We start from the raw sequence: 15,236 nt of genomic DNA on the forward strand, positions 1-15,236 counted from the left end.
GCGACGCCGCCGGCCCCGCCGGGCGGTGCCCCTGGCCGTTGGCGCTTCGCCGGCACCCGACCGGACTGACCGTCCCCGCCCTGCTCCGCGGATGCCGGCACGCGGGGTGGGACAGCCCCCCGACCTGCCGGGACCGCGCGCGAGGCCGGTGCGCGGGCCTCTGGATGGAGGCCACCCGGTCCACGGAGACCCACCCCGCTCGAAAAGGAGTTCGAACATGCGAGAACGCCCCTATCTCACTCCCGGCCTGCTGGCCTTCCTGGGCCTCATGGCGGCCTCGGGCGACGTGCCCGCGGGCGGCGTGGTGGTCTGCAACAACTGCACGTCGGTCACCCGTGCGGCACGGCAGGGTGGCAGCGGGATCGTCATCGTGTCCGACTTCAGCCGTGGCCAGCTCTGGGGCTTCCGCAACGAATTCGACCGTGGCACCGGCGAGCACCTGCCGCTGCCGGCGGCGATTCCCGCCCCGATCCGCCACAGCCATGCGCTCACTCTCGCCGCGGCCGCGGGTGCCCAGGCCGACCTCGTGCTGCGGCAGGGCGATCCCAGCGGCAATGCCTTCCCGTTTCCCGACGGCTTCGACGGCTGGACCGCGCACGACGTGGCCACCGACAACCGCATGCGGGTCCGGTTCGGCCAGGCGCTCGCGGCAGCCTATGCCGGCGCCATCACGTCGTCCGCGGCCTGGAACGACCTGGCGATGTCACTGAAGTCGCTGGCGCTCAACTGGCTCGCCGGCCATCACGCGATCACACAGGTCACCCTCGCCGTGCACTGGCGGGACGGCAGCACCTCTCCCATGGCGATCCGTCGCGGCCGCAGTGCCCGGGCCACGCTGCTGCCCGTCCCACGCGCCGCGCCGCAGCGCAGTCCCCACGCGAAGCACGCCGTTCCCCCGACCCTCGAACCCTGTCGTCCACCCACCGGTCGCCGTCACGGCATGCCGGGCTGAGCAGACGCCGCCCCCGTCATCCGGACCAGCGTTCACTGCGTTCCACCCCGCGTTCCACCCACACGCCCTTCGATTCACCCACACGCCCTTCAAAAGGAACAGGAGGCTTTCCATGCGTCATTCGTCCCCCTTCACACACCCCATCCTGCAGGTCGCGGTCGCCGCTGCGCTCCTGGCAGGCAACCCCATCTCCGCCGAGGCAGCAGGGGTCGTGGTCTGCAACAACTGCGCCGCCCCCCAACAGGCCGCGCGGCAAGGCGGTCCCGGCATGGTGTTCGTGCCGGATTTCCGGAACAAGAAGCTCTGGGCGTTCGAGAACGAACGCGATCGCGAGACCGGGCAGCTGATGCCGATGCCGCGCCAGGTGCCCGGCAGCGTCTCGTCCTCGTACGGCCGGGTCGTCAACATTCCCAATCCCGCGGGGGCCGAAGTCATCATCCGGCAGGACGGCACGGGGCGGAACGCCAATCTGTTCCCGGACGGCTTCGAGAATGCCAATGCCGCGCTGGTGGCCGGTGACGTGAACCTCCAGGCCGCCCTTGGGCGCGCACTGGCCGCGAACTACGTCGGCGCCACCACCAGTTCCGTCGCGATCAACGACCTTGCCTTCGAGCTGATTTCCCTCGGCATCGACTTCATGGGGGCGGCGGTCGGCTTCGAGAGCATCACGATCACGCTGGTCTGGAACGACGGGAGCCGGACCGTCATGAGCATGTCAGGCGATCACACCACCGAAGCCGCCTATGTGCGCGGCAAGAGCTACGACAGGGACGGCAACCGGCTGCCCGACGCAAGTGCCATCCATGACGGTGACAACTACATCGGTGGCTACACCTTCCGCCGGGAGTCCACCATCGAGGACTGGGTGAATACCGCCAGCCAGTACGGCATCCCCGTCAGCGGCACGCGCAGCAACCGCATGTCCTGCAGCTGGGACGGCAACCGGCTGACCTGCCGGTTCTACTGACGCGCGCGGACTGGACCCCCGCACGCACCGGTACTGCAACACGCCGTCACTGCAGGACCGGGTACGCCCCCGCAACCCCTCACAGGCGCCAGCGACGTTTGGCCGCGCCTGCATGCGTCCCATGGCGCATGCATCGCGCGGCCTTTTTTCTTGGTTCATCTCCCCACTCCGGGGAGACGGCTTCGGAAGGCGTCGCCGCCCATCGGGAGATGAACCTTTTTCTTCCAGCGGACGCGTGCGTCTGTAGCGGGTCTCAGTCGACCACGCGGCAGAACACCGCCTTGAGGTAACGGGACTCCTGCACGCCCGCGATCCACGGATGGTCTGGACCGGCGCCGGCGACCTTGAGCACCTGCACGGTGCGGCCGGCATAGAAGGCGGCGCGGCGCAGCATGTCGAGGAACTGCTCCTCGCTGACGAGGCCGGTGCAGGAGAAGGTCGCGAACAGTCCGCCCGGCTTGACCACGCCCAGCGCGAGCTTGTTCATGTCCAGGTACTTCTTGAGCGCCGGGATGACCTGGTCGCGGTCGCGGGTCATCTTGGCCGGGTCGAGGATCACCATGTCGAACTGCTCGCCCGCATTCGCGGCATCCCGCAGCCACGGGAAGATGTCGGCCTGCACGAAGCGCGGACGCACGTTGTTCAACTTCGCGTTGCCCTTGGCGATCTCGATGACGTCGGCGTCGATGTCGATGCCGACGACTTCGCTGGCGCCACGCACGGCCGCGTACACAGCGAAACCGCCGGTGTTGCAGCACAGGTCGAGCACCCGGCGACCTTCGGCCTGCCGCGACAGCCACTCGCGATTCTCGCGCTGGTCGGCAAAGAAGCCGGTCTTGTGGGCGCCGGCCGGATCGGCGCGGAAGCGGATGCCATGCTCGGTGATGACGGCCGGCGGCACCGGCGGGTTGCCGCGGAAGTCGAAACTCTCCTGCTTCTGCACGTGCTCGTCGGCGAAGCTGTAGAAACGGCAGCCGGGGAACTGCGCCGAGAGTGCGTCGTAGATCCACTCGCGGTGGCGGAACATGCCGGCGCTGAAGAACTCGACCACGACGAGATCGTCATAGCGGTCGACCACCAGGCCTGAGAGCCCGTCACCCTCACTGTGGACCACCCGCCAGGCATTGCTGGTTGCGTCCAGCTTCAGCGTGTCGCGGCGCAGTGCGACAGCCTCGCCGATCTTGCGGGCGAACCAGGCGGCGTCGACCGGCACGTTGGGGTCGGTCTCCAGGATCCGCACCGAGATCCGCGAGTGGCCGTTGTAGAACCCGCGGCCGATCCACTCGCCGTCCACGCCGATGACGTCGACGATGCTGCCGGGCTTCGGCCTCGGATTCGGCTTGTCGACCAGGCGCTGGAAGATCCAGGGGTGGCTGGACTTCCAGGCGTTCTTCAGATGGACGGTGGGGAGCGGCGCATTCATCCCGCCATTGTACCGGCGCGACCTGCACCGCCGATTGACGCAGGGCCCGCGGGCGCCCAGAATCGCGGCCACAGAAGGGGAGTAGCTCCCAACTTCGCCGTCGTCATTACGAGTTGCCGGGTTTCATCCGCGCGACTCCGGCCCGAAGGCGACCCGGCTCCTGCAGGAGCGGGCTCGCGAGCAAGACCTTCGCCGCAAGGCGGAGGTCTGTCCGGAACCCACCGAAACAGCCCGAGCCACGCGGTTCGGGCTTTTCTTTTTCCGGAGACGCATGGCAATGGAAACGATCGGCAGTCCCCTGCTCTGGGGTGTATTCGCGGTGCTGGTGATCCTGGCGCTCCAGGCCGACCTGGTGCTGATGCGGCATGGCGGACCCCACAAGGTCACCGTGCGCGAAGCGGCCTGGTGGAGCCTGGGCTGGGTGGTGCTGGCCCTGGCCTTCAACGCCGGTCTGTGGTGGTACCTGAAGGGCACCGCCGGGCCGGAGGTCGCCAACCGGATCGGGCTGGAGTTCCTGACCGGTTATCTGGTCGAGAAGTCGCTGGCAGTCGACAACATCTTCGTCTTCCTGACGATCTTCACCTTCTTCGCCGTCCCCGAGATCCAGCGCCAGCGCGCGCTGGTGATCGGCGTGCTCGGCGCGATCGTGCTGCGCGCGATCATGATCTTCGCCGGCGCCGCCCTGCTGGCCCGCTTCCACTGGATGCTTTACGTGTTCGGCGTGTTCCTGCTGGTCACCGGCGTCAAGATGTGGATCGCCGCGGGCCAGGAGCCCGACCTCGCGGAGAACCCCGTCCTGCGCTGGATGCGCGGGCACCTGCCGCTGCTGAAGCAGTACCAGGGCAACGCGCTGACCGTGGTCCGGGGCGGGCGGCGCCTGTACACGCCGCTGTTCGTGGTCATCGTGATGATCGCGATCACCGACGTGATCTTCGCGGTCGACAGCATCCCGGCGATCTTCGCGATCACCTACGACCCGTTCATCGTGCTGACGTCCAATGTCTTCGCGGTGCTCGGTCTGCGCGCGATGTTCTTCCTGCTCGCCGGCATGGCCGACCGCTTCCACCTGCTCCCCTACGGCCTGGCGCTGGTGCTGGCGTTCATCGGCACCAAGATGCTGGTCATCGACCTGTACAAGATCCCGGTCCTGGTGTCGCTGGCCGTGGTCGCGGTGATCCTGGCGGCCACGATGCTCCTCAGCGTGCTGGTGCCCGCGCGCGAAAAGGGCCATTAGCCCCGGGCGGGACACAGTCGCCCGTGGGCGGGACTTGCAAACCCGCCCGCGGGCTGCCATCTGGATTCCATGCACCTGCCCACCGACGCCGAGATCGCCGACACCCCCGACCAGCGCCAGGCCGACAAGCGCCGCTGGCTGCGGGCCTTCAACCTCAGCCTGGGTTTCGTAGGCCTGCTGCTGGGCGTGTTCCTCGCCCAGCCGCACTTCGATGTCAGCCGCTGGACGGTGAACCCGGGCGAGCTGTCGGGCCTGTTGGGCGTGTTGACCGCGCCGCTGCTGCACGGCTCGTTCGAACACTTCGCCGCGAATGCGGTCGCCCTGCTGATGCTCGGCACGCTGGCCGGCGGCATGTACCCCAAGGCGACGCTGCGCGCGCTGCCCTTGATCTGGCTGGGTTCGGGCCTCGGTGCCTGGCTGCTGGGCGATGCCGGATCCCATCACCTGGGCGCGAGCGGCCTGACCCACGGCCTGATGTTCATGGTGTTCCTGCTGGGCCTGCTGCGGCGCGACCGCCCGGCTGTTGCCGCGTCGATGGCGGCGTTCCTGTTCTACGGCGGCATGCTGCTGACCGTGCTGCCACGCGAGCCCGGCGTGTCCTGGCAGGCCCACCTGGGCGGTGCACTCGGCGGCGTCTTGGCGGCATGGCTGTTCCGCCGGCTGGACCCGCAGCCGCCGCGCAAGCGCTACAGCTGGGAAGACGAGGATGAGCTCGATCCCGTGGCCGAATCCGACCGCCGCGAGTTCGAGCCCGAGGGCCCACGCGACGTGCCGGTGATCTGGCAGCGGCCAACGCCCGCCGACGAGCGCGGCAAGGTGCTGCCGTTCCCGCGGCGCGACTGAACACACCTCCCGCCAGGCCCGTCTCCGGCGGGCTCGCGGCAACCGCACGGCCTTGGCGCGCCGCCCGAAAGGACGCCGCCTTTCCCGACGAGGGCGGGAGAGGCGGCATCGGACCGGCGTGCTGGCCGGCGGGTACGTGCCTGGGCTCGCGGCCGGCGTCGCGCGGGATCAGCCGGCCAGGCCGTCGATCACCGCGTTGAAGGTCGCGCTCGGGCGCATCGCCTTCGCCAGCTTCGCGAAGTCGGGGTGGTAGTAGCCGCCCATCTCCACCGCGCCGCCCTGCGCGCCGTTGAGCTCGGCGACGATGGTCGCCTCGTTCTCCGACAGCGCCTTCGCCACCGGGACGAACGTCGCCTTCAGGTCGGCATCCCCGTCCTGCGCGGCCAGCGCCTGTGCCCAGTACAGGGTCAGGTAGAAGTGGCTGCCGCGATTATCGAGCTCGCCCACCTTGCGCGACGGCGACTTGTTCTCGTCGAGGAAGCGGCCGTTGGCGGCATCCAGCGCGTCGGCGAGGACCTTGGCGCGTGCATTGCCGGTGGTCTCCGCCAGGTGCTCGAACGAGGCCGCGAGCGCGAGGAACTCGCCCAGCGAATCCCAGCGCAGGTGGTTCTCCTCGGCGAACTGCTGGACGTGCTTGGGCGCACTGCCGCCGGCGCCGGTCTCGAACAGGCCGCCGCCGGCCATCAGCGGCACGATCGACAGCATCTTGGCGCTGGTGCCCAGCTCCATGATCGGGAACAGGTCGGTGAGGTAGTCGCGCAGCACGTTGCCGGTGACCGAGATGGTGTCCTCGCCGCGGCGGATGCGCTCGAGCGAGAGCTGCATCGCCTCGACCGGCGACAGCACGCGGATGTCGAGGCCGGCGGTGTCATGGTCCTTGAGGTACTGCTCGACCTTGGCCGCGAGGTTGCGGTCGTGGGCGCGCTGCGGGTCCAGCCAGAACACCGCGGGCGTGCCGCTCAGGCGCGCGCGGGTGACCGCCAGCTTGACCCAGTCGCGGATCGGCGCGTCCTTGGTCTGGCACATGCGCCAGATGTCGCCGGCCTCGACCTCGTGCGACATCAGCACCTGGCCGGCATCGTCGAGCACCTCGACCACGCCGTCGGCGGGGATCTGGAAGGTCTTGTCGTGGCTGCCGTACTCCTCGGCCTTCTGCGCCATCAGGCCGACGTTCGGCACGCTCCCCATGGTCGCCGGGTCGAACGCGCCGTGCGCCTTGCAGTCCTCGATCACGGCCTGGTAGATGCCCGCGTAGTTGCGGTCGGGGATCACCGCCTTGGCGTCCTGCAGCTTGCCCTCGGCGTTCCACATGCCGCCGGAGTCGCGGATCATCGCCGGCATCGAGGCGTCGACGATCACGTCGCTCGGCACGTGCAGGTTGGTGATGCCCTTGTCGGAGTTGACCATCGCCAGCGCCGGACGGTCGGCGTACAGCGCGTCGATCTCGGCGGTGATCTGCGCGGCGACGTCCTGCGGCAGCGACGGCAGGCGCGCATACAGGTCGCCGATGCCGTTGTTCGGGTCGAAGCCGGCCTCGTCCAGCACCGCGGCATGCTTGGCCAGCACCGGTGCGTAGAACTCGCTGACCACCACGCCGAAGATGATCGGGTCGGAGACCTTCATCATCGTCGCCTTCAGGTGCAGCGAGAACAGCACGCCCTGCGCGCGCGCGTCCTCGATCTGGGCGCGCACGAACGCGGCCAGCGCCTTCTGGCTCATGCGGGTGGCGTCGATCACCTCACCCTCGCCGACCTTGATGCCGGTCTTGAGCATGTTCGACCGGCCGTCGGTGCCGGTCAGGCGAATCTTCACCGTGCCCGCGTCGGCGATGACCACCGACTGCTCGCTGCCGTAGAAGTCACCATCCTCCATGTGCGCGACGTGAGACTTCGAGCCGGCGCTCCACGTGCCCATGCGGTGCGGGTGCTTCTTCGCGTAGTTCTTGACCGAGGCCGGCGCACGGCGGTCCGAGTTGCCCTCGCGCAGCACCGGGTTCACCGCGCTGCCCTTGGTGCGGTCGTAGCGCGCCTTGATGTCGGCCTCTTCCTCGCCCTTGGGCTCTTCCGGGTAATCCGGCAGCGGGTAACCCTGCGCCTGCAGTTCCTTGATCGCGGCCTTCAGCTGCGGCACGGAGGCACTGATGTTCGGCAGCTTGATGATGTTCGCTTCGGGCGTCTTGGCCAGCTCACCCAGCTCGGCGAGGTGGTCGCCGATCTTCTGCGTGTCCGACAGGCGCTCCGGGAACTGCGCCAGGATGCGGCCCGACAGCGAGATGTCGCGCGTCTCCACCGCCACGCCCGCGGTGCCGGCGAAGGCCTCGATCACGGGCAGCAGCGACTGGGTCGCCAGCAGCGGGGCTTCGTCGGTCAGGGTGTAGATGATCTTCGGGGTGTTGGCCATGCAGGGAACTCGCTGAGGGGGGGCGGCCGCAGCCGCGGGCACGCGCCGTGGGCGCGGATCAGGCCCGCCATTGTCGCAACCGTACGGTTTCGGGGCAAAGGGCAGGGTCTGGCTGAATGGCATGGCGGCATGACGCGGGGTGATGACCCGGGCCATTCAGGCACAGACCATGGCGTTGCGCGGCTAGAGCAGGCCGTCGCGCTTGACCGCCAGGTAGCGCTCGACCAGGGAAGCCGCCAGCTGGTCGCAGGTGACGTCGAGCACCAGTACGCCGTGGTGCCGCAGCGCCTCGTGCGCCGCGCTGCGCTGTTGCAGGTACTGGGCGGTGGCACCGGCACGCAGGGCGCCGGGCAGGTCCTCCACCTCGCGGGCCAGCGCGTCGTCGAGCGCCTTCTCGCGCAGGCTGGCCACGCACACCAGGTGGCGCTTGCGCAGCAGCTGGACCGCTGCGAGCACATCGTCCATGTCCTCGTCGCGCAGGTTGGTCACCAGCATCACCAGCGAACGCCGGCGCTGGCGCACCGAGAGCTCGGTGGCGGCGGCGAGGAAGTCGGTGGCGACCGCGCTGGGCTGCAGCGCGTAGCTGCCGCGCAGCAGCCCCTCGATGGCGCCGGCACCGCGCCGCGGCGGGACCCACGCATGGTCGCCGCCGGCGGCCAGCAGGCCAACCGCATCGCCCTGACGCAAGGCGAGGTAGGCCACGACCAGCGCCGCGTCGAGCACATGGTCGAAATGGGCCAGGCCGCGGCCGTCGTCGCCGGTGTCCTGGGCGAGCAGCCGGCGGCCGGTGTCGAGCAGCAGCACCAGCTGCTGGTTGCGCTCGTCCTGGTACTCGCGCGATATCAGCTTGCGCGCCCGCGCGGTGGCCTTCCAGTCGACCTGGCGCAGGCTGTCGCCGAGGCGGTACTCGCGCATCTGGTGGAAGTCGGTGCCCTCGCCACGCCGCCGCTTGAGGTGCGCGCCGACCAGCCGCGAGGCCTGCTCGGCGGAGAACATCGCGAACTTCGCCAGCGGCGCGAAATTGGGGAACACGCGCACCGGCTGCGCTTCGCCGACGATGCGGTCCTGCCACCACAGGCGCCATGGCGCATGCAGGCGCAGCTGCACGCCATCGAAGGCGAAGTCGCCGCGTTCGCCGGCGCGCAGGCGGTAGTCGAAGCGGGTCGATTCGCCCCGGCGCAGCCGCAGGTATCGCGGCAACCCGTGGGCCGTCCAGCCTTCCGGATGGAGATCGAACACCTCCACGCGCTGGGAGCGCACCGGTTGGAGCTCCAGGCTCACGGGGCGTTCGATGCCGATCGGCCAGGTGTCGGCCACGTGGCGTTGGACCCCGGGCGCGGGCGCGCGCCACAGGCGCAGCAGGTCGAGCAGGGCGACGACGGCCAACGCGACGCCGCTCCACCTCCAGACCGGCGTGGAGGCGGCGTGGAGGCTCGCCACCAGGCCGAGCGTTGCCCATGCGCCCAGGGCCCCCAGCAGCGCCGGGGCAGGACGCGGCAGCGCGCGGCGCGCGGCCGTGCAGCTCACTGGCGCGGCGCCTCGACCTTGGCCAGCAGGGCTTTCAGCACGTCGTCCGGGCGTTGCCCTTCGATCTGCAGCTCCGGAGCGAGTGCGATGCGGTGCCGCAGCGCCGGCAACGCGATTTCGCGGATGTCGTCCGGGGTGACGAAGTCGCGGCCCGACAGCACCGCCTGCGCGCGCGCGGCCCGCACCAGGGCCAGGCTGCCGCGCGGGCCAGCGCCCAGTGCGATGCCGGGCCAGTCGCGCGTGGCCGCGACGATGCGTACGGCGTAGTCGATCACCGCATCGTCCACGGCGACCTGTGCCGTCCCCGCCTGCAGCGCAACGATGTCCTCCGGCCCGAGCACGCGCTGCACGGCGGACAGGTCGAAATCGGCCGCGTTCCGCCCGCGGCTGACCGCAGCCACCATGCGCTTCTCGTCCTCGCGGTCGGGATAGTCGATCAGCACCTTCAGCAGGAAGCGGTCGAGCTGCGCTTCGGGCAAGGGATACGTGCCTTCCTGTTCGACCGGGTTCTGCGTCGCCATCGCCATGAACGGCGGCGGCAGCGGAAAGCTCTTCCCCTCGATGGTCACCTGCAGTTCGGCCATGGCCTCGAGCAGCGCGGACTGGGTCTTGGCCGGTGCGCGGTTGATCTCGTCCGCCAGCAGCAGGTTCGTGAAGACCGGGCCGCGACGGATGGTGAACGTCTCGCTCTTCGGGTTCCACACCGCATGGCCGCTGATGTCGCTCGGCATCAGGTCGGGCGTGAACTGCACGCGGGCATGGCTGCAATCCAGCGCCTGCGAGAGGGCCCGCACCAGCAGGGTCTTGCCAAGCCCGGGCACCCCTTCCAGCAACACGTGGCCGCCGGCCAGCAGTGCGACGAGGATCTGGTCGAGCACCTCGGGCTGGCCGATGAAGGCCCGGCCCACCTGTTCGCGCACGGCCGCCGCCCGCTCCATCAGGACGCGGGTGGCCTCCGGAACAGTGCCCGGAGCGGGTATCGAGGGTGGGTCCTGCACCGGCGGTGCGGTCGGGGTGTCGGGAGGCAGGGGCAGGTCGTTGGAGGTCATAGCTGATTCCTCAACCGGATCAGGGTGGCAATGCGGGTGTGCAGGGCCAGCGCATCGCGCCGGGGCGGTGTCGAGAGGGCCTGGCGGATCTCGTCCGAAGGCAGGCCGAAGCGTTCGGACAGCAGGCGGGCCTGAAGGTCGCCGTCCAGCGCCGCCAGGCGCGGATCGCGGTGACGCAGGCGGGTCAGGAAGGCTTCGCGGGCGGCGGCATGCAGGACGGCGCCCTGTCCATATCGCCAGTCGTGCTCGCCGGTGGCGGTCACGTGTTCCATCAACGAGCGCCGGCCCTGCGGGGGCGACGGCCGCAGCGGACCGAGTCTGGCCGTGCGCGCCCACAGCCATGCCAGCAACGCCAGCAACGCCGGTCCCCAAGCCATCCAGCTGTTCTCGAACAGCCAACGCCACAGCGACGGCATCTCGGCGGCGTAGAGCAGGTGCGCGGTGCCCGCCCCGTGGTTGGGCTCGAACAGCTGGCGGGTCAGGGTGACGTGCGGCGGTTCGGCCAGGCTGTCGTTGGTGAGGAAGTCGAGGTCGGCCAGTACGTCGACGGTACCTTCGCCATGGCTGACGCGGGCATAGACCAGGACTTCGCCGGCGTCGGCCTCGGCCTCGGCGTCGTCGCTCCCGACCTCGCTCCCGGCTTCGCTTGCGCCATCGCTCCCTGCATCGACAGGGGCATCGCCCGCGTCGCTGCGTTCCCGGAAACGGCTGGACGCGGGGGCATCGTCGCCGGTCGCCGTGCGATCCGTGTCCTTGCTTGCGTCCTTGCCCACGTCCTTGCGCAGGGCGGTATCGCGCTTCGGCGCGTGCGTGTCGCGCACCGGTGCCGGGCGGGGCCGCGTCGGCGTCGGCACGGGTGCCAGGTCGGCGAGATCGCCGGCCTTGTCGTCCGACTCGCTGCCGTCCTTCGCCCCCGCTACGCGCGCGATGAAGCGGGACGCGGCTTCTTCACGGGCGGGATGCCACGCATGCTGCACCGGCGCGTCCACCACGAAGCCCTGGCCCTGGCAGAACTCGACATGGGGATCCTCGCCGGCCACCTGCATCGGCGTGCAGCCCGAGCTGCCCTCCAGCGCCACGCCGATCGCCTCGAGCAACGCGGCATTGGCCTCGGGGGTGAAGGTCTCGGGCGGCGGCGTGCGCATCACCAGGTGTCCGCCGCCTTCGACGAAGTCGAGCAGGGCGCGCGTGTCGGCCCCGGACAGGCGGCGCGGATCGTTGAGCAGCAGGACGGTGTCACGTGCGCCCAGCGCGACGGTATCCGGCGTCAGCCGCTGGCGCATGTCCACGGTCCAGCCGGTCTCGCGCAGGGAAAGACCCAGCACGTACAGGGGGTTGTAGGTGATCTCGCCGATGCGCGGCAGGTCGACGTCTTCCTCGACCCGCTCGAAGTGGGTCGACCAGTACCAGGCACCGAGCAGCAACGCGACTGCGAGCAGCACGAAGCCGGCCACGTAGAGCAGGATGCGACGGCTCACGCGGAAGCCTCGACGGGCGGGGGTGCGCGGTGGCCCCAGCCGAAGCGGGCGGCGATGCGGTCGAGCATTGCCTCGACATGCGGCGTGTCCGGCCAGCGGTCGGCGTACGCCGCATATTGCCAGGTGCGCACGACGGTCTCGAACGCGTCGCGGTCGGCGGCGTCGGGAAGGCGGCGTGCGGCGCGCAGGCAGGTCGCCTCGGTCGCGCCCGGCACCAGGTCGACCCGCGCCCGCGCCGCCATGCTTTCCACGCTCGCGCGATAGAGCAGGGCCAGTGCATCGCGGCGACGGCCGTCCTGCCACAGCGCGCGGACCGCACCCGGCACGTCATCCGGCAGCGGCGCGTGTTCGGGCAGGGCCGCCTGGACCGCCTCGGCATCGGGCCGGCGTTCGCGACGCGTGGCGCCCTGCAGCCACGGCCACCAGTGCCGCGCGGTCAGCGTGAGCAGCAGGGCCACGGCAGCGAGCACCACCCACAGGCCGATCTCACCCAGCAGGCCCAGCGCCTTCCCCATCGCACGCGAGAATCGCTGGAGGGGGCCGGTATCGAGCTCGGCCTCGTCTTCCTCTTCGCGATCGATCCGCTTCCAGCGCTGCACGGTGCGTTTCGGCGTGACGCTGGGATCGGCCATGGCGCGTTCCACCCCTTCGCGCAGGGCCGCGTCATCGGCCAGGGTGCCGAACACCGGCGGCAGGGTGGGCGGGGCTTCCTTCGCGCCTGCGTCATCGTCCGCATCGCGCGTTTCGACCGGCGCGGGTGCACGCGCGGGCCCGGGCGTGTCCTGCGCGTGCGCCCACTGCAGCGGCGCGAGGCACGCGAGCACCAGCACCACTGCCGCGCCGGTGCGCGCCAGCCGGGCCGCCAGGCGCCGCAGGGCCACTTCGATGTCCCACCCTTCGATTTCGGTCCGGCGATTGAGGTACAGGCCGAACCCCGCGCCCACGTAGAACGGCGACACCAGCGTGATCGCCAGCCACGTGAGCAGGTTCTGCACCACGTCCAGCCAGGTCGGGGGTTGGAGCATGGCCTCCCACAGCGTATGTGCCGTTTCAGCCAGTTGTTCGGCGGGGATGAACAGCACCGCGAGGAAGTTGAAACCGAGGTACAGCGCAAGCTCGAAATGCAGGCACAGCAGCGTGGTCAACGTCGCCACCCCGTACGCCGGACCGACCAGGGCGCGGCGGCGTTGCCGGGCCGATGCGGCGTTGCCGCCTTCGAGCAGGTCCACCGGGAGGTTCAGCGCCCGGACCGGGCTCAGGCGTCGCCAGGTGAGGTAGGCCGGCATCCAGCGCAGGCCCCAGTGCCATTGCGCACGCAAGGTCTCGCCCGTCCCGGGCACGCTGCCGAACACCGCGCGCGACAGGACGTACAGTGGGATTCGGTCGAACACCGGCTTCAGCCACCACATCAGCAGCGGGACCAGCCACATCGCCTGCAGCGCCCAGCCCAGCAGGTGCAGTACGGCCAGCACCCCGACGCTCTGCACCAGCCAGGGCCGCCAGATCGCGCCGGCATGGCGCCGGGTCAGCGCGGTGCCCAGTTCGACCGCCTCCCAGGCGGTGCGTGGCCGCAACGCGACGGTGATCGACTCGACGTTCATGCCGCGCCCGCCGCCGCATCGTCCGTCGACGTCGGGCCGAGGTGGCGACCGCCGAAGAACAGCCAGCCCAGGACCCCGCCCCACAGCAGGGCCGCGACTGTGTATTTGATCCACGCCGGCATCCACGCGATCGAGGACCAGAAGGCCTCCACGAAGGCCGCGAACAGCAGCATCACGAAAATGCCCAGGCACAGCCGCGCGCCCCGCATGCCGCCATCGACGAGCGCGTCGATCCGCCGGCGCCGGCCCGGCGCGATCAGGTTCAGTCCCAGCCGCAGCCCGGCACCGCCCGCGATGACGATGGCGGTCAGCTCCGGGGCGCCGTGGCCGCACACGAAGCGCCAGAACGGATCGCCATGCCCCACCGCCTGCAGGTGGCCGGCCACCCCGCCGAACAGCACCCCGTTCATCAGCAGCACCACCACGCTGCCCAGTCCCGCGAGCAAGCCGCTGGCGAACGTGCGGAAACCGATGCTGATGTTGTTCCAGATGTAGTACCCGAACATCTGCAGGTTCGTGCCGCTGTCGCGGCCGAGCGCGCGGTCCGGGTCGTTGGGGTCATACATCCGTTCGAATTCGGCCAGCTGCGCCGGATCGAACAGGCTCGATGCGATTTCCGGTCGCACCTGGATGGCCACGTAGATCGCAACCAATGGCACCGTGAACAGCAGCAACGAGGCCAGCATGCAACCGCGCTCGGCCCGTACCAGGCGCGGGAACCCGGACACCAGGAACTCCAGCACGAGGCGCCAGCGGGGCGGCGGCGGCCGGTACAGCACCGCGTGCCCACGCTGCATGATGGCTTGCAGGCGCGCGGTCAGGACCGGGCTGTAGCCGCGTCGCCGCGCCAGCGCGAGATGCTGGCAGAGACGACGGTAGCGGGCAGGCACCTCATGGTCGGGCAGGCCATTCCACGGCTTGGGATCCCGGCGCGCCTTGCGCGCGGACGCCCGTGCATCGAACCACTGCTCGAGGGCCTGCCACTCCGCTTCGTGGCGCCGGACGAACTGCGCCTGCTTCATCGGCCGAGCAATCCGTTGGCGATGGCGAACAGGCGCTGCACGGCGGCATGGCCGCGCAGGCCCAGCCACGGCGTGGCGAGCTCGGCGATCTCGACCTGGCGGGCCGGCGTCAGGTGGGCGGCCCGCTCGGCGAACGCGACCAGCGCCGCCTGGTCGGCCGGCAACAACGTGACCGGCGCGGGAAACGCTTCGGCGGCAGGGAGGGTGGGCGCGTCGCGATCCTGCACCTCGTGGACGACCAGCGTGCCCGCGACCATGTCGCCCAGGCGTCGGCCCCACGGATCGGCGAAGCTCGCCAGCAAGCCGACGGTGTAGCCGAACGGCAGCATGTCGACCACGCGCAGGAGGTTGCGCGCGATCGCCGCCAGCCAGCCGACCGGTGCCCCGTTGCCGGCGATCACCTGCAGCCGCAGCAGGCGCTTGCCCGGCGTGCGGCCGTCCCACAGGCATTCGAACAGGATCGGATAGCACCAGAACACCACGAACAGGCCGATCAGGTACACGCCCGTGCCGCTGCGCCCCATCAGGCCCAGCACGACGCCGATCGCGAACACCAGCGCCAGGCGGATCGCGAAGTCCACCAGCCACGCGAGCGCGCGCGGCATCGGTCCGGCGGCGGGCAGCCGCAGCGCAACGCCTTCGGGCGTCACCACCTCACGACAGGTATCCAGCATGGGCCTCGCGTGACCCGCGTTCGTCATGCCGCCTTCCGCTGTACCCAGCACGCGTCCCCCTGCTGC

General features: G+C 70.2%; 12 protein-coding genes. 4 read left to right on the top strand and 8 right to left on the bottom strand.

Annotated elements, in window-relative coordinates:
- Window positions 1–217: 217 nt before the first annotated feature.
- A complete protein-coding gene (locus tag H4F99_RS09075; protein WP_182669430.1) occupies window positions 218–952 on the top strand; it encodes a hypothetical protein in 735 nt (244 codons plus the stop codon).
- Window positions 953–1,064: 112 nt separating this feature from the next.
- Entirely contained in the window at window positions 1,065–1,919 is an 855-nt protein-coding gene (locus H4F99_RS09080) for a hypothetical protein (protein WP_182669431.1), read from the top strand.
- Window positions 1,920–2,172: 253 nt separating this feature from the next.
- Here H4F99_RS09080 and H4F99_RS09085 read toward each other — a convergent pair whose 3' ends face one another.
- On the bottom strand, window positions 2,173–3,342 hold the full coding sequence (locus H4F99_RS09085; protein WP_182669432.1) for a class I SAM-dependent rRNA methyltransferase: 1,170 nt from the start codon (window positions 3,340–3,342) through the stop codon (window positions 2,173–2,175).
- 277 nt (window positions 3,343–3,619) lie between these two features.
- Here H4F99_RS09085 and H4F99_RS09090 point away from each other — a divergent pair, with 277 nt between their 5' ends.
- Both H4F99_RS09090 and H4F99_RS09095 read left to right on the top strand, forming a co-directional pair.
- On the top strand, window positions 3,620–4,576 hold the full coding sequence (locus tag H4F99_RS09090) for a TerC family protein (protein ID WP_182669659.1): 957 nt from the start codon (window positions 3,620–3,622) through the stop codon (window positions 4,574–4,576).
- Window positions 4,577–4,645: 69 nt separating this feature from the next.
- Window positions 4,646–5,419, top strand: coding sequence for a rhomboid family intramembrane serine protease (locus H4F99_RS09095; protein WP_182669433.1), 774 nt, complete (start codon window positions 4,646–4,648; stop codon window positions 5,417–5,419).
- 168 nt (window positions 5,420–5,587) lie between these two features.
- On the opposite strand, the gene H4F99_RS09100 is transcribed toward H4F99_RS09095, so the two are convergent.
- From H4F99_RS09100 to H4F99_RS09130, 7 genes are all read right to left on the bottom strand, one after another.
- Window positions 5,588–7,819, bottom strand: coding sequence for an NADP-dependent isocitrate dehydrogenase (locus H4F99_RS09100; RefSeq protein ID WP_182669434.1), 2,232 nt, complete (start codon window positions 7,817–7,819; stop codon window positions 5,588–5,590).
- A gap of 183 nt (window positions 7,820–8,002) precedes the next feature.
- Window positions 8,003–9,346, bottom strand: coding sequence for a DUF58 domain-containing protein (locus tag H4F99_RS09105; protein WP_343064181.1), 1,344 nt, complete (start codon window positions 9,344–9,346; stop codon window positions 8,003–8,005).
- On the bottom strand, window positions 9,343–10,284 hold the full coding sequence (locus tag H4F99_RS09110; RefSeq protein ID WP_182669661.1) for an AAA family ATPase: 942 nt from the start codon (window positions 10,282–10,284) through the stop codon (window positions 9,343–9,345). The genes H4F99_RS09105 and H4F99_RS09110 overlap by 4 nt, the downstream gene beginning before the upstream one ends.
- Before the next feature lie 107 nt (window positions 10,285–10,391).
- Window positions 10,392–11,873, bottom strand: coding sequence for a DUF4350 domain-containing protein (locus H4F99_RS09115; protein WP_182669435.1), 1,482 nt, complete (start codon window positions 11,871–11,873; stop codon window positions 10,392–10,394).
- The gene (locus H4F99_RS09120; RefSeq protein WP_182669436.1) at window positions 11,870–13,474 is read right to left on the bottom strand and encodes a DUF4129 domain-containing protein; all 1,605 of its coding nucleotides are present in this window, start codon (window positions 13,472–13,474) and stop codon (window positions 11,870–11,872) included. Before H4F99_RS09120 ends, H4F99_RS09115 begins: the two co-directional genes overlap by 4 nt.
- Entirely contained in the window at window positions 13,471–14,496 is a 1,026-nt protein-coding gene (locus tag H4F99_RS09125) for a stage II sporulation protein M (RefSeq protein ID WP_182669437.1), read from the bottom strand. The genes H4F99_RS09120 and H4F99_RS09125 overlap by 4 nt, the downstream gene beginning before the upstream one ends.
- Window positions 14,493–15,197 (bottom strand): RDD family protein, encoded by a 705-nt coding sequence (locus tag H4F99_RS09130; RefSeq protein ID WP_246371655.1) that lies wholly within the window; start codon window positions 15,195–15,197, stop codon window positions 14,493–14,495. Before H4F99_RS09130 ends, H4F99_RS09125 begins: the two co-directional genes overlap by 4 nt.
- Window positions 15,198–15,236 lie beyond the last annotated feature (39 nt).

Origin of the sequence: Marilutibacter penaei (assembly GCF_014145395.1) — a bacterium.
Lineage (GTDB): Bacteria > Pseudomonadota > Gammaproteobacteria > Xanthomonadales > Xanthomonadaceae > Marilutibacter > Marilutibacter penaei.